This window comes from Novosphingobium sp. BW1, assembly GCF_008107685.1.
Taxonomy (GTDB): domain Bacteria; phylum Pseudomonadota; class Alphaproteobacteria; order Sphingomonadales; family Sphingomonadaceae; genus Novosphingobium.
In genome coordinates, this window is record NZ_VIRF01000065.1 from 82,808 (window position 1) to 104,842 (window position 22,035).

The 22,035-nt window shown below is 66.2% G+C and carries 19 protein-coding genes; 6 read left to right on the plus strand and 13 right to left on the minus strand.

The features are described 5' to 3' along the window. Nucleotides 1-14: 14 nt before the first annotated feature. Together FMM79_RS09530 and FMM79_RS09535 are read right to left on the minus strand one after the other, a co-directional pair. Nucleotides 15-989, minus strand: coding sequence for an acyl-CoA dehydrogenase family protein (locus tag FMM79_RS09530; RefSeq protein ID WP_148627274.1), 975 nt, complete (start codon nt 987-989; stop codon nt 15-17). After that, nucleotides 986-2,170, minus strand: coding sequence for an acyl-CoA dehydrogenase family protein (locus tag FMM79_RS09535; RefSeq protein WP_148627275.1), 1,185 nt, complete (start codon nt 2,168-2,170; stop codon nt 986-988). Before FMM79_RS09535 ends, FMM79_RS09530 begins: the two co-directional genes overlap by 4 nt. Before the next feature lie 104 nt (nt 2,171-2,274). On the opposite strand from FMM79_RS09535, the gene FMM79_RS09540 reads away from it, so the two are divergent. Both FMM79_RS09540 and FMM79_RS09545 read left to right on the plus strand, forming a co-directional pair. After that, the gene (locus FMM79_RS09540) at nt 2,275-3,420 is read left to right on the plus strand and encodes an acyl-CoA dehydrogenase family protein (RefSeq protein ID WP_148627276.1); all 1,146 of its coding nucleotides are present in this window, start codon (nt 2,275-2,277) and stop codon (nt 3,418-3,420) included. Further along, nucleotides 3,420-4,331, plus strand: coding sequence for an acyl-CoA dehydrogenase family protein (locus FMM79_RS09545; protein ID WP_148627277.1), 912 nt, complete (start codon nt 3,420-3,422; stop codon nt 4,329-4,331). Before FMM79_RS09540 ends, FMM79_RS09545 begins: the two co-directional genes overlap by 1 nt. A 145-nt stretch (nt 4,332-4,476) precedes the next feature. On the opposite strand, the gene FMM79_RS09550 is transcribed toward FMM79_RS09545, so the two are convergent. The 4 genes from FMM79_RS09550 to FMM79_RS09570 form a co-directional block, all read right to left on the minus strand. Next, a complete protein-coding gene (locus FMM79_RS09550) occupies nt 4,477-5,700 on the minus strand; it encodes an MFS transporter (protein ID WP_148627278.1) in 1,224 nt (407 codons plus the stop codon). A gap of 9 nt (nt 5,701-5,709) precedes the next feature. Then, entirely contained in the window at nt 5,710-6,630 is a 921-nt protein-coding gene (locus FMM79_RS09555; RefSeq protein ID WP_148627279.1) for an SDR family NAD(P)-dependent oxidoreductase, read from the minus strand. Between the two features lie 497 nt (nt 6,631-7,127). Continuing rightward, nucleotides 7,128-7,973, minus strand: a complete 846-nt coding sequence (locus tag FMM79_RS09565) for a TauD/TfdA family dioxygenase (RefSeq protein ID WP_148627280.1) — start codon at nt 7,971-7,973, stop codon at nt 7,128-7,130. Between the two features lie 97 nt (nt 7,974-8,070). Further along, entirely contained in the window at nt 8,071-8,817 is a 747-nt protein-coding gene (locus FMM79_RS09570) for an SDR family NAD(P)-dependent oxidoreductase (protein WP_148627281.1), read from the minus strand. 169 nt (nt 8,818-8,986) lie between these two features. On the opposite strand from FMM79_RS09570, the gene FMM79_RS09575 reads away from it, so the two are divergent. The 4 genes from FMM79_RS09575 to FMM79_RS09590 all read left to right on the plus strand — a co-directional run bounded on the left by FMM79_RS09575 (nt 8,987) and on the right by FMM79_RS09590 (nt 14,407). Then, the gene (locus tag FMM79_RS09575) at nt 8,987-10,579 is read left to right on the plus strand and encodes an AMP-binding protein (RefSeq protein ID WP_148627282.1); all 1,593 of its coding nucleotides are present in this window, start codon (nt 8,987-8,989) and stop codon (nt 10,577-10,579) included. Between the two features lie 94 nt (nt 10,580-10,673). Then, nucleotides 10,674-12,086 (plus strand): SRPBCC family protein, encoded by a 1,413-nt coding sequence (locus tag FMM79_RS09580; protein WP_148627283.1) that lies wholly within the window; start codon nt 10,674-10,676, stop codon nt 12,084-12,086. A gap of 1 nt (nt 12,087) precedes the next feature. After that, on the plus strand, nt 12,088-12,864 hold the full coding sequence (locus tag FMM79_RS09585; protein ID WP_148627284.1) for an SDR family NAD(P)-dependent oxidoreductase: 777 nt from the start codon (nt 12,088-12,090) through the stop codon (nt 12,862-12,864). 40 nt (nt 12,865-12,904) lie between these two features. After that, on the plus strand, nt 12,905-14,407 hold the full coding sequence (locus FMM79_RS09590) for a CoA-acylating methylmalonate-semialdehyde dehydrogenase (RefSeq protein ID WP_148627285.1): 1,503 nt from the start codon (nt 12,905-12,907) through the stop codon (nt 14,405-14,407). Nucleotides 14,408-14,569: 162 nt separating this feature from the next. Here the strand turns inward: FMM79_RS09590 and FMM79_RS09595 are convergent, their stop codons facing one another. The 7 genes from FMM79_RS09595 to FMM79_RS09625 all read right to left on the minus strand — a co-directional run bounded on the left by FMM79_RS09595 (nt 14,570) and on the right by FMM79_RS09625 (nt 21,980). Further along, nucleotides 14,570-15,664, minus strand: a complete 1,095-nt coding sequence (locus tag FMM79_RS09595) for a CaiB/BaiF CoA-transferase family protein (protein ID WP_148627286.1) — start codon at nt 15,662-15,664, stop codon at nt 14,570-14,572. Then, the gene (locus tag FMM79_RS09600; protein ID WP_148627287.1) at nt 15,661-16,650 is read right to left on the minus strand and encodes a nitronate monooxygenase family protein; all 990 of its coding nucleotides are present in this window, start codon (nt 16,648-16,650) and stop codon (nt 15,661-15,663) included. The genes FMM79_RS09595 and FMM79_RS09600 overlap by 4 nt, the downstream gene beginning before the upstream one ends. Next, nucleotides 16,650-17,810 carry an acetyl-CoA C-acetyltransferase gene (locus tag FMM79_RS09605; RefSeq protein ID WP_148627288.1) on the minus strand — a complete coding sequence of 387 codons (1,161 nt, stop codon included), beginning with the start codon at nt 17,808-17,810 and terminating at the stop codon, nt 16,650-16,652. The genes FMM79_RS09600 and FMM79_RS09605 overlap by 1 nt, the downstream gene beginning before the upstream one ends. Then, nucleotides 17,807-18,568, minus strand: coding sequence for an SDR family NAD(P)-dependent oxidoreductase (locus FMM79_RS09610; protein ID WP_148627289.1), 762 nt, complete (start codon nt 18,566-18,568; stop codon nt 17,807-17,809). The genes FMM79_RS09605 and FMM79_RS09610 overlap by 4 nt, the downstream gene beginning before the upstream one ends. A 30-nt stretch (nt 18,569-18,598) precedes the next feature. Next, on the minus strand, nt 18,599-19,735 hold the full coding sequence (locus FMM79_RS09615; RefSeq protein ID WP_148627290.1) for an acyl-CoA dehydrogenase family protein: 1,137 nt from the start codon (nt 19,733-19,735) through the stop codon (nt 18,599-18,601). Between the two features lie 284 nt (nt 19,736-20,019). Beyond that, a complete protein-coding gene (locus FMM79_RS09620) occupies nt 20,020-20,817 on the minus strand; it encodes an enoyl-CoA hydratase/isomerase family protein (protein ID WP_148627291.1) in 798 nt (265 codons plus the stop codon). Further along, entirely contained in the window at nt 20,814-21,980 is a 1,167-nt protein-coding gene (locus FMM79_RS09625; RefSeq protein WP_256376791.1) for a CaiB/BaiF CoA-transferase family protein, read from the minus strand. Before FMM79_RS09625 ends, FMM79_RS09620 begins: the two co-directional genes overlap by 4 nt. Nucleotides 21,981-22,035 lie beyond the last annotated feature (55 nt).

A 22,035-nucleotide genomic window follows, 5' to 3' on the forward strand; every position in this document is an offset into this window, starting at 1 on the left:
AAATCTCTTTCTGACTATCCGGCAGACGCCAGTTCCAGGACCGCATCACCTGCGCTCTCGTTCCAGAACGCCGCACTGCCACCCAGCGCGCGGTTCAGGAACGCGCGTTTCAGGAACAGGTGAACCGGGTATTCGACAGTGAGCCCGATCCCGCCGTGGAACTGCACCGCCTCTTCGGCAACCTGCTTGTAGACCTCGCAGCAGTGGGCCTTCATTGCGCCGAGCGCGAGGGGGGCGGCCTCGCTACTGGCCTCGTAGAGTGCGGTTGCGGTCTCGAGCGCGACCTTGAGGTCGGCGGCGCGATGCTTGAGAGCCTGGAACATCGCAAGAGGCCGGTCGAACTGGCGGCGGGTGCCCAGGTACTCGATCGCCATGGCCAGGACAGTTTCGGCTCCGCCCAGCCCATCGCCCGCAAGGCCAAGGCACAGAAGTCCGTCGAGCCGTTCGGTCAGGGCCGCGGCTTCGATACCCGCTGCCAGCGGGATGCGCGGGGAATTGGGTGCCGGTTCGACGGTGAACAGTCGGCGCGAGCCATCCCAGGTGGGAAAGAGCGTAATCTTTGCGCCTGCAAGGTCGACCAGGGCCACCTCGTCGGCGCTGCGCACGAGGATCCGACTGGCCGTATCGGCATCGGGAACAGCGGCAAGACCATTTCCGGCGACGGTGAGCGCCGTTGTGATAGCCTTGCCGGCCATGGCATTTTCCAGGAGCTCTTCGCGTTCGGGGAAATCCGGGGCCTGGACCAGGGCCTCAAGCGCGAGGAACTGGGCCAGAGCCGGACCGGGCATGCGCGCGCGGCCCATTTCGGTGAAGATCACGGCCAGGTCGCGGCGTTCGAGGCCAAGGCCGCCCAGCGCTTCGGGCACGCCCGCCATGAACCAGCCGAGCTCAGCCATTTGCGTCCAGCAGACTTCGGCGTTCTGCGCGGCCTGCCAGTCGGGAAAGACCTTGCGGGCGCTGTCCTCGAGTTCGCGGCGCATCTCGTTCATTGTCCCGGCTCCGTGATCCAGTTCTTTGGCTCGCGAGGCATGCCCAGCATGCGTTCGGCAATGATGTTGCGTTGCACTTCGTCGCTTCCTCCCGCGATGGTCCAGGCATAGCTGTTCATGAAATCGGCCATCCAGTTGCCGCTGTTGAGATCGCCAAAGGTGATCGGCCCGTGCATCTGTCCGGAAAGGTCCGCCAGTTCCACCCCAAGGTCGCTCCAGGCGCGCAGGCAGCGCGAATAGGCGAGCTTGACGATCGAGGCGTCGCCCGCGCGTTCGTCCTCGTCCATGCGCTTTTGCAGGAAGCGGTCGGCGAGCGCGCAGACCGCATCAACCCGTGTCGCGAGCGCGCCAAGCTTGCGCAATATACCGGCATCGCAGGTGCGCCCGGCGGCGTGGACCGCCTCGGTCAGCCGCACCATCGCGCCGCGCATGCGGTAGGAAAGTTCCATCAGCGTCAGCCCGCGTTCGGAAGCGAGCGTGGCTTGGGCGACGGCCCAGCCTGCACCTTCCTCGCCTACGCGCTGGGAGACCGGGATCTCGACCTCGTCGAGGAATATCTCGGCGAATTCCTCGTCGCCCTGGATCTGGTGGATCGGGCGCACGCTGACGCCCGGCAGGCGCATGTCCATCAAGAGGTAGGTGAGCCCTGCCTGCTTGGGTCCATCGCCCGAGGTGCGCACCAGGAGCAGGCACATGTCGGCGTACTGCGCCATGGTCGACCAGACCTTCTGGCCCGAGACGACATAGACATCGCCACGCCGTTCGGCCCGGCTGCGGATCGCGGCCAGATCGGAGCCCGCACCTGGCTCGGAAAAGCCCTGGCACCATGTCTCGCCCTCAAGAATGCGCGGGAGGTAGTGGCTGCGCTGTTGTGCGCTCGCGCATTCGGCCAGCGTTGCAAAGGCGTGATAAGTCGACACGAACGAGAGGAGGAGGCGCGGCGTGTCGGCGCGCGCAAGCTCTTCGTAGATGATCTTCTGTTCGGCCAGCGACCGCCCTCCACCGGGCCATTCCCTCGGCCAGTGCGGCACGGCGTAACCTGCGCCCACCAGCTTGGCGAACCAGGAGCGCTGCGAAGCGACGAAGGCTTCGTGCGTGGAGGCCGTGCGCCAGTCCAGGGGCGCTTCGCGCGCGATCCAGTCGCGGATTTCGCGTCTCAAGGCGTCGTCTTGTTGCGTCATGGAGCAAGCTAGGCCCCATTGTGCGCGCGACCTTCAAGCTCGCCGCCGCGATATCGAGCGCACGATGCTATCGCGCGGGAAAGGGGCGGGTTAGTCCCCTGCGCATGGACTTTGACTGGACGCCCGACGAGCAGGCCTTCCGCGAGCGCCTGCGCCATTTTCTCGACACGACCCTGCCGGGCGACTGGGAGCGCTTCTCGCAGCATGGCCCGGCCTCCCCGGACCTGACGCGCTTTGCGCAGACCTTCTGCGGCACGCTTGCCAAGGAAGACCTGCTCATCCCGCACTGGCCGGTCGAGATTGGTGGGCAGGGGCAGGACCCCTGGCACCAGACGATCCTGGCCGAGGAAATGTGGATCGCGGGCGAGCCGCGCGGCGGGCAGTACATGAACGTCAACTGGATTGGCCCCACGCTGATCCGCTATGGGACGCCCGAGCAGCAGGCGCGCTATCTTCCGCCGATTGCGGCAGGAAAGGCGCTGTGGTGCCAGGGTTTTTCCGAACCCGGTTCGGGCTCGGACCTCGCCTCGCTGCGCACCCGAGCGGAGGCCGATGGCGGCGACTACGTGGTCAACGGGCAAAAGATCTGGACCAGCTACGCCGGGCTAGCCGACACCTGCTTCCTGCTGTGCCGGACGAGCGAGGACCGAAAGCGGGGGATCACCATCCTGCTCGTGCCGATGGATACGCCGGGCATTACCGTGCGCCAAATCCCTTCGATCATCGGTGAGGGGGACATCCACGAGGTCTTCTTCGACGATATGCGCGTGCCTGCCAGCGCGCGGTTGGGCGAGGAAGGGCAGGCCTGGGAGATCATCGCCTATTCGCTGCGCAACGAGCGGCTGGGCATTCCACGCTATGCCCTCGCGCGCAGTGCGCTCGACCGTGCCGTGTCGATCCTGCAGGAGCGGGGCGATTTCGTGCGCGAGGCGGTGCGTATCGAGGCGGCTGGCGCGGCTGCGCTGTGCGAGGCGGCCCGGCTGGCCAGCTACGCCATCGTCACCCGTCGCGCCGAAGGTGAGACGATCGGCCAGGAAAGTTCCTCGGCGCGTTACGCCACGGTGATGTGCGAGCGGCGCGTGTGCGAATTCATCGTGGAGCATCTGCCCGAGGCGCTGGCCGACGCGCACCCTTATCTCAAGATGCACCACCAGCGCGGCATCGTCGCGGGGATCGCGGCGGGCGCCGCCGAGATCCAGCTGAACATCATCGCCAGCGATGTGCTGGGCCTGCCACGGGAGGCGCGCTAATGCAGGTTGCTCTCAACGAGGACCAGCGCGCCATTCGCGACGCACTCGATGCTCTGGCCCGTCCATTCGAGGAGGCCCCGGTGCATGAGGCGCCCCTGGTGGCGGCCAGCCCGGACTTTGCGCGGGCGCTGGCCGAAAGCGGCTTTCTGGATGTGGCCTGCGACCCGGACCTTGGCACGGCGACGGCGGGTGTTGTTGTCGAGCGTCTCGCCCGCCTGCCTTTCGCGGTGGAAGCGGCGACGCGCGCTTTCTTCGCCCCGCTGCTGGGAGACGTGTCCGGGCCGGTCTGCCTTGTCGAAGGCACACGCACGCCCCGGCTCGTCCGTTTTCTGGAACCGGGGGCCTGCGTGATCGTGGTGGAGGCGCAGGGTGTCTCGTACTTTACCGCAGGCGAACACCAGCTTCGTCGTGAGAGCGAAAGCCTGTTCGCTTACCCCATGGCGAGCCTGCTGGACGTTTCCGAAGGGCGCGCGGTACTTGCGATCACGCCCGGCGAGGCGCGGACGCGGGCGCGCGCGGCGCTGGCGGCCGAGGTAGCTGGACTGATGGCCGCTGCGCTTGCCAGCGTATGCGCGCATCTGTCCGAGCGCACGCAGTTCGGGCGCAAGCTGGCAACCTTCCAGGCCTTGCGCCATCGCCTCGCCGAAGCGCAGGTGCGCACCAATGGCGTCTATTGGATGGCAATGAAGGCAGCGGCGACGCTCGATCCCGCCGACGCCGCGCTTGCGGCCTGGCACGCGCAGGAATCGGCGACCGCGACGGTGTACGACTTCCACCAGTTCCTTGGTGCCATGGGCATGACGCTCGAGCATCCGCTGCACTTCTGGACCTACCGTCTGAAGGCCCTGATAGGCGAATTGGGCGGGCGCGGAGCGAGCGCGGCAGCGGCTGCGGATGCGATGTGGGGGTGAGGGAGAAGGAAAGGATTTTCCGAGGGCCGTCGCCCTCGGGCTCCCCAAACCCGTCTACCTCAGCTTGCGCAGGCTGCCCTAGCCGAGAGAGACGAGGTCGCCCATTCTGGGGTCAAGGGGCGATGGCCCCTTGCAAATGGACTTCTTACTCATGCCCGAACGCGGGCCGGGGCAGGCTGAATAGCGCGAGGCTGGCTGCGACCATGAGGGCGAGGGTCGTGAGCAGGAACATGTCATATCCCCCGGTCCGGTCGTAGACCGCCGAGGCCGCGAGCGGACCCAGCGCGGTGCCGACCGAGAGAGCGACGAGCAGACCTCCATAGAGCGCGCCGAAGGCCTTGAGACCGAAGTGGCGCGTGGCGAGGTAGACGATCACGTCGACTTCCGCGCCCAGCGTCAGCCCGATCAGCACGGCGACGGGGATCGCGCCTTGCGCGCCTGCACCTAGCAGGATGAGCCCGCTTGCCACGGGCAGGAGGAAGATTGCCGCGCCTACGTGAGCCGCGGGGAAGCGGTCGAGGAGGAGGCCGGTGCCGAGCCGTCCGGCGATGGAAAAGAGGCCGATCAGCGAGGCCAGCGCGGCGGCTCGGGCGGGGGCAAGCCCGGCGTCGGTGAGGATGGGGACGAAATGGACGACCAGCGCCAGCACGGTGAAGGTGAACAGCAGGCTCGCCACGAGAAGGCGCAGGTAGACAGGTGAGCGCAGGCCTTCAAGGAAGCTCACGCCTTCAGGGACGGGCGTAGGGGGGGCGGGCGCATCGTCCTTGGCACGGGGCGGCGTGCGTCCTGTGCGGAACAGGACGAGGATCACCGGCCAGGCGAGCGCCATCCAGGCGAGGCCCTGCCAGGCCATCGCGCTCTGCCAGCCATACGCGGCGATGAGGCGTGCGCCGAGCCAAGGGAACAGCGCGGCCGCAACCGAGGCGCCGCACAAGGTGATCGCGAAGGCGAGGCCGCGCGAGCGAGCAAAGCGGCTGGCTACCGCGGCCGTCCAGACGGTTGCCTGCACCGGCAGCGTGGCCAGCGCCATGAGGGTCCACAGCGCGTACCATTGCCATGCACTGCCGCTTGCGGTCCCAAGCAGGGCAAAGGCCGCGCACGTGAGCGGAATGCCGATGACGCTTAGTATGCGCGGGCCGACCTTGTCGACGAGCATCCCGATGGGGACTCCGAACACGGCCTGGATCAGCGTGGCGATGGTCATGCCGAAGGTGGTGGTTGCTCGCGACCAGCCAAAGCTCTCGCTGATCGGCTCGATATAGACGCCAAGGCCATAGATATGGATGACGCTGGTCGCATAGCCAAGGGCGCCTGCCAGCGGCACGCCCCAGTGTGCCTTCCATTCCGCGCGGGCGCTGTCAGGTGCCATGCTCGATCCCTATTCGGCGGGAAGGCGGCCGATTTTGGCCATTTCGAAACTCTTGCCCAGGTGCGCGAGGTAGCCATGGAGGCCAAGATCTGCATGCGTGGCCGGATCGGCGATCTCGCCCATGCGCGCTGCGACTTGCTCGATGGTCCAATGGGGCTGGAAGACGCCGTGGGTCTCGAGCATGTCGATCTTGGCCATGCGCCCTCCGATCGCCACCAGCGCTTCACCCGACAGCGCGCAGTCCTCGTGTGTGAGCCAGCCCACCATGGGGGCGACCAGTTCGGGGCCAAGCGGGGGATACTGCGAGGTGTCGAGCCCGTCGGCCATGCGCGTCATGGCGCCGGGCAGGATGAGATTGCTGCGGATGCCGTGCTCCTCGCCCTCGAGCGCGATCACGTTGGAAAGGCCGATCATGCCCGACTTGGAGACGGCATAATTCACGCAGCGCTGGTTGCCGTAGAACCCACCAATCGAGGAGGTGAGGACCACGCGGCCGTAGTTCTGCGCCTTCATCTGCGGGAAGGCCGCGCGCACAAGATAGAACGCACCCATCAGGTGCACGTCAAGCACCGAATGGAAGTCCTCCACCGCGATCTCGTCGAGCGCGCCGTAGCGCACGTTGCCGGCGTTGTGGATGAGGATATCGACGCGTCCAAAGACATCGAGCGCGCTCTGGACGATGGCCCGCGCGCCGTCGTAGGTGGCGACGCTGTGGGTTGAGGCGAGCGCTTCGCCGCCCGCCGCTTTGATCTCGCGCACGACCTGCTGGGCCGGACCTTCGTCCGCTCCTTCGCCCAGGATCGCGCTGCCGTTGTCGTTGACGACCACTTTCGCGCCCCGGCTGGCGAGCAGGAGCGCGTAGGCCCGTCCCAGACCCCGCCCGGCGCCGCTGATCACGGCCACGCGGCCATCGAAGCGCAATTTGTCCATTGTTCTCTCCTTCTGACCCGCCTTGGCTAGGCTCTGGCCGCGGTGGGGCGCAACGCGGCTTCCGAGCTTTCGCCGGGGCGATGAAAGGGAGGCATCCTTGTCCGGCGGGAGGGCAGGAGCGCACGAATTCGGCCTCGGCACACGAACCCCAGATTGCGCCCGCAGCCGACCTTGCAAAGTCGGTCCTTGTCCCTGCCGAGGCCTATGTGTCGTCCGAGTATGCCCGCGCCGAGCAGGATCGCTTGTGGCGCAAGGTCTGGCTCTAGGCGGGACGCGTTGAGGACCTGGCTGGGACCGGCGACTTCATTACCTATGACATGGGCCCGGATTCGGTGTTCATCGTGCGGACCGGGCCTGACAAAGCTGAAAGCGCGCCATCCCCCCCGAACCGGGCGGCCTCCCCTCTCTCGGCCAAGGCGGCGCGCGCAACGTAAGCCAGACATTATGGGCAGCCCGAGGGCGATGGCCCTCGGAACTGTCTTCCTGTTTATCGCGCTTCAGGCGAAGGGTTCCTCGCCCTCCAGCTTGGTGCGCACCATCAGGCGGCCGCTGGTCACATCGTACCACTCGGCGCGGTGCATGGTACCGGTGTTGTCCCAGATGACGAGGTCGCCCTCGGACCATTCGTGGCTGTAGGTGAATTCCTCGCGAGTAGCCCATTCGCGCATTTCGTTAAGGAGCAGGCGGCCCTCCATCACGTCCATGTCGACCACGGTGTGCGCGGTGTTGCCGATCACCAGCGACTTGCGGCCCGACTTGTGCGTCCAGACCAGTGGCAAGGTGTTGTCGCCGATCGCCTGCATGCCCTTGAGCATCGCGACGGGGGGTTCGGGGTCGTAGAAGAACAGCGTCGCCCAGGCGCCGTGGCGCACCTTGAGATCTTCGATGCGGTCCTTCTCCTCCTGGGGCAGCGCGTCGTAGGCCGCGTAGGTGTTGGAAAAGCCGGTGTTGCCCGTGCCCTTGGGCGAGGGCTTCTTGCACGCGAGGATCGAGGCGAGAATCGGCACTTCCTGCATGGTTCCGTCGATGTGCCAGTAGAGCGAGCCCTTGAGGTATTCCGCGGTCGGCCCAGCGATGGCGGGGTCGATGCTGATTTTGGTGACCTCTTCCTCATCGCCCTTGCGTTCGGGCGCGTAAGTGCCCAGCGTCTTGGTGAAGGCGATCTGCTCCTCGTTGGTGAAACCGATCTTCGGGAAGACGAGTACGCCGCGCTCTTCGAGCAGGTCGCGCAGCGGATCGCCAAGGGTCCCGGAAAGCAGTTCCTCCTTGGAATTCAAGACGCGGCTGCCGATCTTGTCCTTGATGGTCTCGTGCGTGAGCGTCGTCTGGGTCTCGACGGCCATGGCAAATCCTCCCTTGTTCTGGGGCTGAATATAGTTTGCCCGGGCGCGTGATTGAAGCACGCCCCGGCGATATCGGGTGGCGGGCCTGGGATGCGTGTCAGGCCGATCCCATGTAGCGCCCTCCGTTCACGCTGATCGTCTGGCCGGTCACGTAGCTGGCCCCCTCGCTGGCAAGAAACACGCAGGCCGACGCGATTTCATCGGGTTGGCCCACGCGCTTCATTGGCAGGGTCTTCGAGAAAGTGTCGATGTCGACCGGGGCCGCGCGCAGGGCTGGCGTATCGACAAAGCCGGGGGGCACCATGTTGAAGGTTACTCCACTGGCCGCGAATTCCAGCGCAAGGGCTTTGGTCATGCCCAGCACGCCGCCCTTGGAGGTGACGTAGTGGACCTGCGCGAAGGAGCCGCTCTGTACCGAGGAGGAGGTGATGTTGACCACGCGTCCCCAGCCAGCTTCCAGCATCGCGGGCAGCATCTCGCGGATGCACAGGTGCGGGCCCTTGAGGTTGATGTCCATGATCTGGTCCCACTGCGCGTCGGTGATCTCGGCGTAGGGCACAAAGGGGGCGATCCCGGCGTTGTTCACCAGGATCTGGATCTCTCCGAAGGCCTCGCGCGTGGCCTTGGCGGCGGCTGCGATTTCGGCGGCATCGGCGCAGTTGGCGGTGTAGGCGATGGCGGTGCCGCCAGCCTGCGTAATTGCCTTAACCGTCTGGGCCACGCCCTCGCCGTTGAGGTCCCAGGCGCCGACCCGCGCGCCCTCGCGGGCAAAGCGCTGGGCGATCGCGCGGCCAATTCCCGAGCCCGCGCCGGTGACGACGGCGACCTTGCCTTCAAGCTGCATTCTCTTCCTCCAAATCTGCTTTTGGCCGGGACATAGCGCGAAGCGCGCGCGAGGCCTGCGCACCAGCTTGCGGTATCACCCGCGCGATGAGTGGAGGTGGAGTGGGCCTTGCCGGTTGCCTTCGCGCCCGCGCCTGCCTTGACTGCGCGCAACAAGGAGGTTGGGTGAGATGACGCGCCGCGAGATCGAAGGCTGGAGCCTGCGCTGGGACGAGGAGCGCGCCCGCGCTGCGCGCGGCGAGGGATGGTGGCGAGACGAGACGCTCGCCGATCTGGTGCCGCGCCTCGCCGCCGCCGAGCCTGTCCGGCTGATGCTGGTGGAGGGCGAGGTGCGGCTGAGTGCTGGCGAACTGCACGAACGCGCGCTGCGTCTGGGCACCTGGCTGGGCGAGCGTGTCGCGCCGGGCGGTGTCGTCTCCTTCATGCTGCCCAACTGGCACGAGGCCGCGACGATCTACCTCGCCGCGACCTACGCCGGGCTTGTCGCGAACCCGATCCTGCCCTCACTGCGCACGCGCGACACCGCCTTTATCCTGCGCGACTGCAACAGCCAGGTGGTCTTCGTGCCCGAGACCTTCCGCCGTTTCGAGTACGCCGCAATGCTGAGCGATATTGCGGAAGAGATGGAGCACGGCCCCGAGATCGTCGTCGTGCGCGGCGCGGGGGCGGTCATGGGCACGCAGGACTACGCGCAGATCCTAGAGGCGAGCGCGCCCCTTACCATCCGTCATTCCGATCCTGACGCGGTGCGCATGGTGATGTACACCTCGGGCACGACCGGGCGGCCCAAGGGCGTACTCCACACCCACAATTCGCTCGGCGCACTGCTGCATCAGATCGGCACGTACTGGCACGTTGCACCGGGCGATCGTTTTCTTGTTGCCTCACCGATCAGCCATATCGGTGGCTCTATCTACGCCTTCGAGGGGCCGGTGCTGCTGGGCAGCGTCGCTGTGCTGCTCGACCAGTGGAACCCCGAGGAGGCGCTGCGCCTGATGCAGGAGGAAAGGATCACCCACATGGCGGGCGCGACCCCGTTCCTGGAACAAATCCTGCGCGCGGCGAAGGCGGCCGATGACCACCTCGACGCGCTCAAGGTCTTCATCTGCGGAGGAGCCTCGGTGCCGCCCGCGCTGATCGCGGAGGCAAATGCGTGGTTCGCCAAAGCCCGCGTCAGCCGGGTCTATGGGAGTACCGAAGTGCCGGTCACGACGGTCGGAGCCCTGGATGAAAAGGGCATGCCCGAGGCTGCGCAGACTGACGGCAAGGCGGGAATAGCGCAGGTCATCCTAGCTCCCGACGGCGAGATCCGCGCGCGTGGGCCCCAGATGCTGGCGGGCTACATTCGCCAGGATGACGAGGAGGACGCGTTTGATGCTGCAGGTTTCTACCGCAGCGGCGATCAGGGCGCGCTCGATGCGCACGGCTTCCTTACTGTCACGGGCCGGATCAAGGACCTCATTATCCGCAACGGGGAAAATATCGCGCCCAAGGAGATCGAGGACCTCCTGTCCGGCCACCCGGCGATTGCCGACATCGCCATCGTCGGTCTGCCTGACCCACGCACCGGCGAGCGCGCCTGCGCGGTCATCGTGCCCAGCGACGGCGCCATTCCCGACGTGCCGATGCTGGCTGATTACCTGTCGGCCGCCGGCGTCACCCGCTTCAAGTATCCCGAGCAGGTGGTGCTGCGCGAGGCCCTGCCACGCAACGAGGCGGGCAAGGTCCTGAAGCACGTCCTGCGCGCCGAACTGGCCGTGTGACATCGCCCGAGCGGTGGCTGGGCCGGCGCCTTCGTGATCGGAGGGGCGGGCGTTAAGCATTGCTGCAAACATGTTCGAGAGAGGATCCTTCGCCATGGCCGAGGCCGACCCCGCCGCCCGTTTCGATGTGCCGCATCTCGTCACGAATCCGGAACGCATCCCGGCGGCGCGCTACTTTGACGAGACCTTCTACCGCGCGGAAACCGAGCGGCTCTGGCCGCATGTCTGGCAGATGGCGACGCGCCTCGAACTGATCCCGAACGTGGGGGACTGGATCGAGTACAGCAATCTTGGCAAATCGGTGATCGTCGTTCGCACCGGGGAGGGGGGCGAGGGCGTCAAGGCCTACCACAACGCCTGCCGCCACCGCGGCGTTCCCATCGCTGAGCCGGGCGGGCAGGGCAACTGCAAGAGCGCGGGCTTCATCTGCCCCTTCCACGGCTGGCGCTGGAACATGGAGGGCGACAACACCTTCGTCTATGGCAAGCACTTCTTTTCCGACGAGCAGCTTGACGCCGCTGAATTGGCGCTGCGTCCCTGCCGCGTGGAAACCGCAATCGGCTGTGCGTTTGTCAACTTCGACGAGGCGGCCCCGTCGCTGCGCGAGAGTCTGGGCCCCGTGCTCGAAGCGCTGGAAATGCGCGGGTTCGACGACCTCAAGGCCGAGTGGTGGTATGCAACCAGGCTGCCGGCGAACTGGAAAATCGCGATGGAGGCCTTCATGGAAGGCTACCATGTGATGAAAACGCACCCGCAGCTCCAGCACAAGCTGCCCCAGCTCTACAACACGATGTACGGCATGGACACAGGGGGCATCGGCCTGCCGATCAACCCCGGCCTGACTGTGCGCGAGAACGTGCAAGCTCAGTTCGAGCACATGAAGCTCCTGAACGAGGGCATGGCGGGCATGGTCCACGCCAAGGAAGTGGAGATTGCCAGCCACCTCCTTGATGTCGAACTGCCCGAGGATCCGGCCGAGGCGATCCCGATGTGGTACGGCATCGTCCAGCACCAGGTGGTCGAGCAGTTGCGCGCGCGCGGCGAGTCCATTCCCGACCTCAACACGTTGGCCCAGACCCACCCGGTGCAGGCGGTGGAGTTCCTCTTTCCGCACTATTTTCTGCTGCCCACGATGAGCAGCGCGTCGGCTTACCGCATCCGTCCGCTAGGCCCCGAAGAGTGCCTGTTCGAGCTGTGGTCGCTTACCCATTTTGCACCGGATGATAACCACCAGAGCGTGAGCGAGCCGACCATGCTGCCCTACGACAGCGAGGAGTTCCCGCCGATCCCGCGGCAGGACTATGGCAATATCCCGATCCAGCAGCAGGGTCTGCACGCGCAAGGCTTTGAATACATGCGGCTGGGGCGCGGTGTGGAGGGCCTCATCAGCAACTACAATCGCGTGATCGACGGGCACTTGAAGGGCATCGGTGGCGAGAGGCTGAGCGCAGCGACGCGCAAATTGCAGCACAATTTTGACGGCCAGATCGAAGACCTGGGTTTCTGAGATGGCGCGTACCAGCATCATCACGGGCGCGGGCAGCGGGATCGGTCTCGCCACGGCAAAAGCCCTTCACGCGGCGGGAGATGCCATCGTCGGCGTGGGACGCAGCGCGGACAAGCTGGCCGGTCTGGCGGAAGCCCTGGGCACCGAGGAGCGCCTGGTCACACTGGCGCTCGACATCACCGACAGCGCTGCGCCGCGCGCCATCGTCGACTTCGCGCTCGAACGGTTCGGGCGCATCGACACGCTGGTCAACAACGCGGGGCTCGGCAGTCCGACCCCGCTGCACGAGACGGATGACGCAACGCTGGACCTGTTCCTCGACGTCATGCTGCGCGCGCCCTTTCGCCTTTGCCGTGAGGCCATCTGTCACATGGGCGAGGGCGGCTGCGTGGTGAATGTCACCAGTACCTTCGCGATGATTGGGGGGAAGCGCGGCGGACCCTATTCGGCGGCCAAGGGCGGGCTTCGCTCGCTGACCGAACATATGGCGGTCGAATACGGGCCGCGCGGCATTCGCAGCAATTGCGTCGCGCCCGGAGTTACCATGACCGACATGGTCCGGCACCGTTTCGAGGATGAGACGTTCAAGCGGGTGAACGTGGAGACCACGCCCTATCCCCGCCTTGCTGAAGCCGAGGACCTGGCGAACGTCATCGCGTTCCTGTGTTCGCCGGGGGGGGAGATGATCAACGGCCAGTCGATCGTGGTCGATGGCGGGTGGACGCGGACCAAGTACCTCTCGCCCCGCGCGCTGACCAGCGACTGGGTCGAGAGCTAGAGCACAAATAACCAGACACCAAAGACAGGCGGGAACGGATATGCGCACCATCGATCACTTCATTTGCGGCGAAAGTTCGGGCGCGGGCTCCGGGAGTGCCCGTGTCCACCAGGTCTGGAATCCTTCGACCGGAGAAGTGCAGGCGGAAGTGCCGCTGGGCGATGCGGCCCTGCTCGACCGGGCGGTGGAAACCGCAAGCCGGGTTCAGGTCGAATGGGCGGCCACCAACCCGCAGCGCCGTGCCCGTGTCATGTTCCGCTTCAAGCAGCTTCTGGAAGAGAACATGCAGTCGCTCGCCGAACTCCTGGCAAGCGAGCATGGCAAGGTCGTCGACGATGCCAAGGGCGACATCCAGCGCGGGCTCGAGGTGATCGAGTTCGCTTGCGGCATTCCCCACGCCCAGAAGGGCGAATATACCGTGGGCGCGGGCAGCGGGATCGATGTCTACTCGATGCGCCAACCGCTTGGCGTGGGCGCAGGCATCACCCCGTTCAACTTTCCCGCGATGATTCCGATGTGGATGTTCGGCATGGCGATTGCCTGCGGCAACGCCTTCATCCTTAAGCCCAGCGAGCGTGATCCCAGCGTGCCGGTGCGCCTTGCCGAACTCTTCGTGGAGGCTGGCGCGCCCGAGGGTCTGCTCCAGGTCGTCCACGGCGACAAGGAGATGGTCGATGCTATTCTCGACCACCCCGGCATCGCGGCGGTCAGCTTCGTGGGCTCGTCCGACATTGCCCAGTACGTCTATTCGCGCGGTGTCGCGGCGGGCAAGCGCGTTCAGGCGATGGGCGGGGCCAAGAACCATGGCATTGTCATGCCCGACGCCGATCTCGACCAGGTGGTAAACGACTTGTGCGGTGCGGCCTTCGGCTCCGCAGGTGAGCGTTGTATGGCGCTTCCCGTGGTGGTGCCGGTGGGCGAGGATACGGCCGAGCGCCTGCGCGAAAAGCTGATCCCCGCGATCAACGCGCTGCGGGTGGGCGTCTCGCACGATCCCGATGCGCACTACGGCCCGGTCGTCACGCCCGAGCACAAGGCGCGCATCGTCCAGTGGATCGGGACGGCCGTGGACGAAGGCTCCGAACTGGTCATCGACGGGCGCGACTTTACCCTCCAAGGGCACGAAAAGGGTTTCTTTCTGGGGCCGACGCTGCTCGACCGGGTGACGACCGGCATGAAAAGCTACCACGAGGAAATCTTCGGCCCGGTCCTCCAGATCGTGCGCGCGGCCGATTTCGAGGAAGCCGTCGCCCTGCCCAGCAAGCACCAGTACGGCAACGGCGTTGCCATCTTCACGCGCAATGGCCACGCCGCGCGCGAGTTCGCTGCCCGCGTCAACGTGGGCATGGTCGGCGTGAACGTGCCGATCCCGGTGCCGGTCAGCTACCACAGCTTCGGCGGCTGGAAACGCAGCGCCTTTGGCGACACCAACCAGTACGGCATGGAAGGCATGCGCTTCTGGACCAAGGTGAAGACCGTCACCCAACGCTGGCCCGACGGGGGAGGCGATGGCTCCAACGCCTTCCTGATCCCGACGCTGTGATTGGACGAAGCTAAAGAGGCCCGAGGGCCATCGCCCTCGGGCTCCCCAAGTAGGTTACCTCAAGATGCTCACGCACCCGTAGTCAAGAGCGGCAAGCAAGAACGCTATGGGTTCAATGGGTAATAAATATTTGAGAATATTATTACTTTTCGTCTCGTCTCTTTACAATTCCCGCCAGCGTGCGAGCATCGCCGCGCCATCTTCACTGGCCTTGCTCCGCGCAGCGCCGGGCGTACGCGAGAAGCGCGGTGAGGGAGCGGCCTGCATGAGGCTGTCGCCTTCGACATAGGTTTCCCGGGCGCAAAGGTGTGGGTGGACTTTCGCTTCCGCTAGGGTCAGGACCGGGGTCACGCAGGCGTCGCTCCCCTCGAAGACATGTATCCAGTGGGCTTGGCCGTGCTCGGCAAAGCGCGCGGTGAGGGCGGCTTCGAGCGCGGCCCAGCGTTGCGGCGCCTGTCCGTCGGCGAACTCAGGCAAGTCGAGCCGGGAAATCAGTTCGGCGAAGAAGGGCGGCTCCAGCGCGCCCACGCTCATCTCGCGCCCGTCGCGGCACAGGTAGGTGCGGTAGTAGGGGGCGGCGCCGCCCAGGAGGTTGTCCGCGCGGTCGAGCGAGAGCTGGCCTGTCGCGGTCAACCCGTCGAAGAAAGACATCATCGTCGTCACCCCGTCGAGGATCGCGGCATCGACGACCTGGCCCCTCCCGGACGTCGTGCGTTCGAAGAGTGCGGCCAGGATCCCTGTGAGCAGCAGCATCGAACCGCCTCCGAAATCGCCGACGAGATTGAGCGGAATCGCGGCGGGCTCTCCGGGGCGCCCCATGGCCGCAAGGGCGCCCGAGAGCGCGATGTAGTTGATGTCGTGCCCGGCGGTGCGGGCGAGCGGACCGTCCTGGCCCCAGCCCGTCATCCGTGCGTAGACGAGGCCGGGATTGCGCGGCGCGATGTCTTCGGGCCCAAGGCCCAGGCGTTCCATGACGCCGGGGCGGAAGCCTTCGATGAGGACATCGGCGCTATCGAGCGCCTCGAGGCACTGCAGGCGACCGGGCTTGCTGCGAATGTCGATCTGGATCTCGGCGCGGCCCCGGTCATTGACCGGGTTGGGCCAGCCGTTGCCCCCTTTGCGGGTGATTCGGAGGACCTCGGCCCCCAGATCGGCGAGCATCATCGCCGCCTGCGGCCCGGGCCCGATGCCCAGGAACTCGACGACGCGCAGGCCCTGGAGCGGGCCTTGCGCCCCCCGCGTCGGAGACGCGTTCACGCCACCGGCTCGGCCAGCATCGCCCCTAGGCGCGTGGCGATGATGCTTTCGGCATCGGACACCATCCGCGCCAGAAGCTCCGCGCAGCTGGGAACGTCGCGGATCAGGCCCTGCACCTGTCCGGCCCAGACCAGTCCGGCCTCGGTATCGCCGGTTTCGAGTGCGGTGCGCCCCCGCGCGCCCGAGACGAGCGGCTGGACGTCCTGAAATTGCGCTCCCGGGGCCTGCGCGATTGTCACCACCTCGTCAGAGATGCTGTTCTTCGCGACGCGTCCGGTGTTGCGGAACTGGCGGAAGATGAGGTTGGTCGCACGCTCGTCGTTCGCAACAAGGAAGCGCTTGATGTTGTCATGGATCGGCGCTTCCTTGGTGGCGCAAAAGCGCGTGCCCATGTTGACGCCCTCGGCGCCAAGCGCGAGGGCGGCGGCAAGCCCGCGTCCATCGCCGATGCCGCCGCTAGCCAACATCGGGATCTTCACCTGGTCGGCCGCGGCCGGGATAAGGACAAGGCCGGGAATATCGTCTTCGCCAGGGTGGCCGGCGCATTCGAAGCCGTCGATGGAGATGACGTCGACGCCCATACGTTCGGCCGAGAGCGCGTGGCGCACTGCGGTACATTTGTGCAGCACGGTAATGCCGTGGCTCTTGAAATCTTCCACATGCTCGCGCGGGCCGCTGCCCGCCGTCTCGACGATGCGCACTCCGCTCTCGATGATCGCTTTCCTGTATTCGGCGTAAGGGGGCGGGTTGACCGAGGGCAGGATGGTGAGGTTCACGCCGAAGGGCTTGTCGGTCATCGACCGGCAACGGTCGATCTCGCGCCGCAGGTCATCGGGCGTTGGCTGGGTGAGTGCGGTCAGGATACCAAGGCCGCCCGCGTTCGAGACCGCGCTCGCCAGTTCGGCACGGCCCACCCACATCATGCCGCCCTGGACGATGGGGTGTTCAATCTCCAGAAGCTGCGTAATCCGTGTCTTGAGAGCCATTACATCGCCTCCACGATCATCACGTTGGCCATGCCGCCGCCCTCGCACATGGTCTGCAGGCCATAGCGGCCGCCGCGTGCCTTCAAAGCGTGTATGAGGGTTGTCATCAGCTTGGTGCCGCTCGCGCCCAGCGGATGGCCGAGAGCGATGGCGCCGCCGTTGACGTTGAGTTTGGCCGGGTCCGCCTCCAGCGCCTTTGCCCAGGCCATCGGGATCGAGGCGAAGGCCTCGTTGACTTCGTAAAGGTCCATATCCGCGAGCGAGAGACCGCTCTTGGCCAAGAGCTTGCGCGTGCCCGGCAGCGGTTCCTCGAGCATGACCACGGGATCACCCGCGCTGACGCCAAAGGCGTGAATGCGCGCGAGCGGGGTCAGGCCATGGGTCTTGAGCGCGGCCTCGCTGGCGACCAGCACGCCCGAGGCGCCGTCGGTCATCTGGCTGGCATTGCCCGCGGTGATCGTGCCCCCTTCGGCAAGCGGATCGAGCGCGCCGATGCCTTCCAGCGTGGCGCCGAAGCGCACACCTTCGTCCCGGGCGAAGGCGCCGCTGGCGGTCGCGACAGGGACGACTTCGGCATCGAACGCGCCGCTTTCGATGGCGGCGGCGGCCTTGCGATGGCTGTCGAGCGCGAAGCGGTCCATGGCCTCGCGGGTGAGTTCGTGGCGGTTGGCGACCATCTGCGCGCCGGTGAACTGGCTGAAGGCGGCAACGCCGTAGCGCTCCTGAATCGAGGGCGCAAAGGGGCCTGTGCCGATGCCCACCTTCTCGTAGACCGACATGTTCGAGAACATGGGCACGCGCGTCATGCTCTCGGTCCCGGCGGCGATGACGAGATTCTGCGTGCCCGACATGATGGCCTGCGCGGCGAATTGGAGCGCCTGCTGCGAGGAGCCGCACTGCCGGTCGATGGTGACCGCAGGCACGCTGTCGGGAAGACCCGAGGCCAGCACGCAGTTGCGGCCGAAGGCAAAGGCCTGTTCGCCCCCTTGCGTGACGCAGCCCATCAGGACGTCCTCGATTGTCGCGGGATCGATCCCTGCGCGCGCGACGAGCGCGTCGAGCACGGTCGCACCAAGATCGGCGGGGTGGACGTCGGCGAGTGCGCCCTTGCGGCGGCCTCCGGCGGTGCGCACCGCCTCGACGATGTAGGCCGCGCTCACTTGGGCGACATCCGAATTGCGCCGTCGAGGCGGATCGTCTCGCCGTTCAGCATTGGGTTGGTGACGATGGATTCGACGAGCTGGGCGTATTCGTCGGGATAGCCCAGGCGACTGGGGAAGGGCACCTGCGCGCCCAGCGAATCCTGCACTTCCTTGGGAAAGCTCTCCATCAGCGGGGTGAGGAAGAGACCCGGTGCGATGGTCATGACGCGAATGCCGTAGCGCGCCAGTTCGCGCGCGATGGGCAACGTCATGCCCACGACCCCGCCCTTCGAGGCGGAGTAGGCCGCCTGCCCGATCTGTCCCTCGAAGGCGGCGACGCTTGCCGTACTGATGGCAACGCCGCGCTCGCCCTCGATCTCTTCGGCATCGTGCAGGCGGCTGGCGAACTTCGACAGCACGTTGAAGCTGCCGATCAGATTGATGTTCACGATCTTTGCGAAATCGCCGAGCGGGATGGGGCTCCCATCGCGGTCGAGCACCTTGCGGGGCGGGCCTATCCCGGCGCAATTGACGAGGATGCGGGCTTTGCCGTTGACGGCTTCAGCCTCTTCGAGGGCCTGTGCGACGCCGGTCTCGTGGGTCACGTCAACCTTGGCAAAGCGCGCGCCGATCCGTTCGGCATGGGCCGTGCCCATCTCCTCGTTGAGATCGAACAGGGTCACTTTCGCGCCCAACCCGGCAAGGCGTGCCGCCGTGGCACCGCCCAGACCCGATGCGCCGCCTGTCACGACGGCCGCCAGCCCTTCTACCTTCATTCCTTGTATCCTTCCCTGATTCTGCGTGCGTTACGCGGCCTGAAGCGCGCGCGCGATGACCATGCGCTGGATGTCGGACGTGCCTTCGTAGATCTGGCAGACCCGCACATCGCGGTAGATCTTGGCGACACCGAATTCCTCCAGGTAGCCGTAGCCGCCCAGCGTCTGGATCGCGCCCGAGACCACCTGTTCGGCGGTTTCGGAGGCGACGAGCTTGGCCATCGAGGCCTCCTTGAGACAGGGGCGCCCTGCGTCCTTGAGGCTGGCCGCGTGGAGCACCAAGTGACGCGCGGCCTCCAGTTTTGCGGCGAGATCGGCAAGACGGAAGCCTACGGCCTGGTGCTCGAGGATGGGCTTGCCAAAACTGGTGCGTTCGCGCGCGTAATCGACCGCGATCTCGAGCGCGGTCTGCGCCATGCCGATGCACTGCGCGGCGATGCCGATGCGCCCGACTTCCAGGTTCGAGAGGGCCAGGCCATAGCCCGCACCCTCCGCGCCAAGGCGCAGGTCCTCGGGCACGAAAAGGTTGTCGAAGCGGATCGCGCAGGTGTCCGACGCGCCCTGGCCCAGCTTGTGCTCGACCTTGTCGACGCTGTAGCCTACGCTGTCGGTGGGCACGAGGAAGCCCGTGATGCCGCGTTTTCCGGCATCGGGATCGGTGACCGCGTAGACGATTGTCAGACCGGCGATCTTCCCTGAGGTGATGAACTGCTTGGCGCCATCGAGAACGTACCCGCCCTCAACTTGGCGGGCGCGGGTGCGGATCGCCGAGGCGTCCGAGCCCGCGTCGGTTTCAGTCAGGGCAAAGGCGCCGATCATGCGGCCGGCGATAAGATCGGGCAGGAAGCGCGCCTGCTGCGCGGGGCTTCCGTCCTTGATGAGGCTGGAGACGATGAGGCTGTTCTGGATCGAGACGATGGTCGAGAGCGCCCCGTCGGCCGCAGCGATCTCGATCAGGGCCAGCGCGTAGGAGACGAAATCGGCCTCTGCGCCGCCGAAGTTTTCGGGTGCTGTCATGCCCATCAGGCCAAGGCCTGCCAGCTCCTCGAACAGCGCGGGCGGATAGCCGCTCTCGGCCTCGAACGCGGCGCTGCGATGCCGAATCTGTTCCTGCGCGAAGGCACGCACGGCCTCGCGGATGGCCTCTTGGGTTTCGGTGAAGATCATGCCCCATCCCGATTGTGATCTGTGGTTTTCGGCTCGGAGCGTATCAGCGCGAAAGCGCGCGGCAAGGAAGCCGGGAGCCGGGGGAAGCGATATCGCGGTGGCGGGGCTTTGCGGGAGTGGCAAACACGAAGAAGGAGATATGGATTCAAGGGGTTATTACCCATTGACCCCAATACGGTCGACCTCGCGTATCGCGCGCAAGAGCGCTTGTTGATCTTGAACTAGACGGTTCCGGGAGCCCGAGGGCAATGGCCCTCGGAATCATCTCTTTTCCTACGTGCCCTTCATACTCCTTTGAAGCGGGGCGAGCGACGTTCCTTCAGCGCGGCGAGCCCCTCGCGGTGGTCGGCGGTGCGCACGCTGAGCGCTTCGTAGGCGATACCGGCATCGAGCAGGGCGGTGCCTGCGCGGCGCAGTTCTAGGTTGGTCAGCACCTTGGTCCAACGCAGCGCCTGTGGGGCGCCGCCGCTGAGCTTGCGGCAGTAGTCTTCGACCACGGCATCGAGTTCGCCTGCGGGCACGCACCGATTGATGAGGCCGATGCGCTGCGCTTCGGCTGCGGGGACCAGTTCGCCTGTCAGCAGAAATTCCTTGGCGCGGGTGAGGCCGATGCGGGCGGCCCAGATCAGCGCGCCGCCATCGCCCGCGACAAGGCCTATGCCGACGTGGGGGTCGCCGATCTTCGCGCCCTCGGCCGCGACGATGATGTCGCCCATGAGCGCAATCGTCGCGCCAAGGCCCACCGCGTGGCCGTTCATGCGCACCACCAGCGGCTTTTCGAGGGTGAGCAGGGCCTCGACGATACGTTTAGCCTGCCGGGCTTCATGGTCGAAAAGGTGGGGTTCGCGCGCGTTGCGCTCCATGTGGTCGATGTCGCCGCCCGCCGAAAAGGCGCGGCCAGCCCCTGTCAGAAGCACGACGTCGCTGCCCGGATCGGACGCGATGAAGGCAAGGGCCTCGGGCAGCTCATCGTGGAGCGCCAGGTTCACTGCATTGAGCGCCTCGGGTCGATTGAGTGTGAGCACGAGCAGGCGGTCGCGCCGCTCCAGGATCAGCGTTTCGAAGTTGGGAAGCAGGGTCATGACCGGACTTGCGCCTCGCTGGTCATCTCGTTGCCTGGCTCCTCGTCCGCTTCGCCCAGCGCCGGAGGCGGCCCGGTAATGCGTCCCGGGGTACGTGAGAAATCGACCGGTATCCCCGGAAAGCGAATGTCGCCCCAGCGCGAGGGCACAGTCTGGAAGAAGCCGCTCTCGACAAGGTGGGGGTCGTGGAGGAGGTCATCGGTCGTGCGCAGCGGCGCGGCGGGAATGCCCAGCTCCAGCAGCAGGTCGAGCCACTCCTGCGTGGTGCGGGTGAGGAAGGTCCTGGCCAGCAGTCCGTAGATCTTGTCGATCTGGGACGCGCGCTGGGCCAGCGTCGCCATGTCCCCGGTCACCCAGTCGGGCTGCACGGCCTGCGTGAACAAACGCCAGTGCTTGTCGTTGTAGATGAGCGCGGCGACATGGCCGTCGCGCGTGCGGTATGGGCGGCGGTTGCGCGAGACGGCGCGCGGGTAGTGCGCGGGGCCGAGCGGCGGATCGAACAGTGCGCCGTTGGCGTGTTCGACCAGCATGAAGGCGCTCATCGTCTCGAACATGGGGACCTCGACCTCCTGGCCCTCGCCAGTGCGTTCGCGATGGAAAAGCGCCATGACGGTAGCGTAGAGCGCGGTCATCCCGGCGATCTTGTCAGCCATGATCGAGCCGACGAAGCCCGGTTCGCCGTTCAGCAGTTCCTGTACCGAGGTGAGACCGCACTCGGCCTGGATGGTGTCGTCGTAAGCGGCCTGGTCGCGGTAGCGGCCCTTGCGTCCGTAGCCGTAGCAGTTCGTATAGACGATGCCCGGATTGACCTTGGAAACCGCCGCGTAGTCGAGCCCGAGGCGGGCAATGGCCCGCCCCCGCATCGAGTGGATGAAGACGTCGGCCCCGGCGATCATTTCGAGCAGCTGGGCGCGGGCAGCTTCTTGGGTAAGGTCCATCACGCGCCCAATCTTGCCCCGGTTCACGTGGGCGAAGACGCCGCCCATGCCCGGTTCCGGGCCGACCGAGATGAAGCGCGTGCCATCGCCCGCAGGCGGCTCGATCTTGATCACCTCGGCGCCCATGTCGGCCATGATCTGCGTCGCGTAGGGGCCCATGACCATGGCGGTTAGGTCGATGACCTTGATGCCGGCCAGGGGGCCTTGCCTGCCGTGTTCGGACACGTGTGCTTCCTCCCGTTCTGCAGGGGAAGCTAACCGCCTCGCGGGGCGCTGTCCT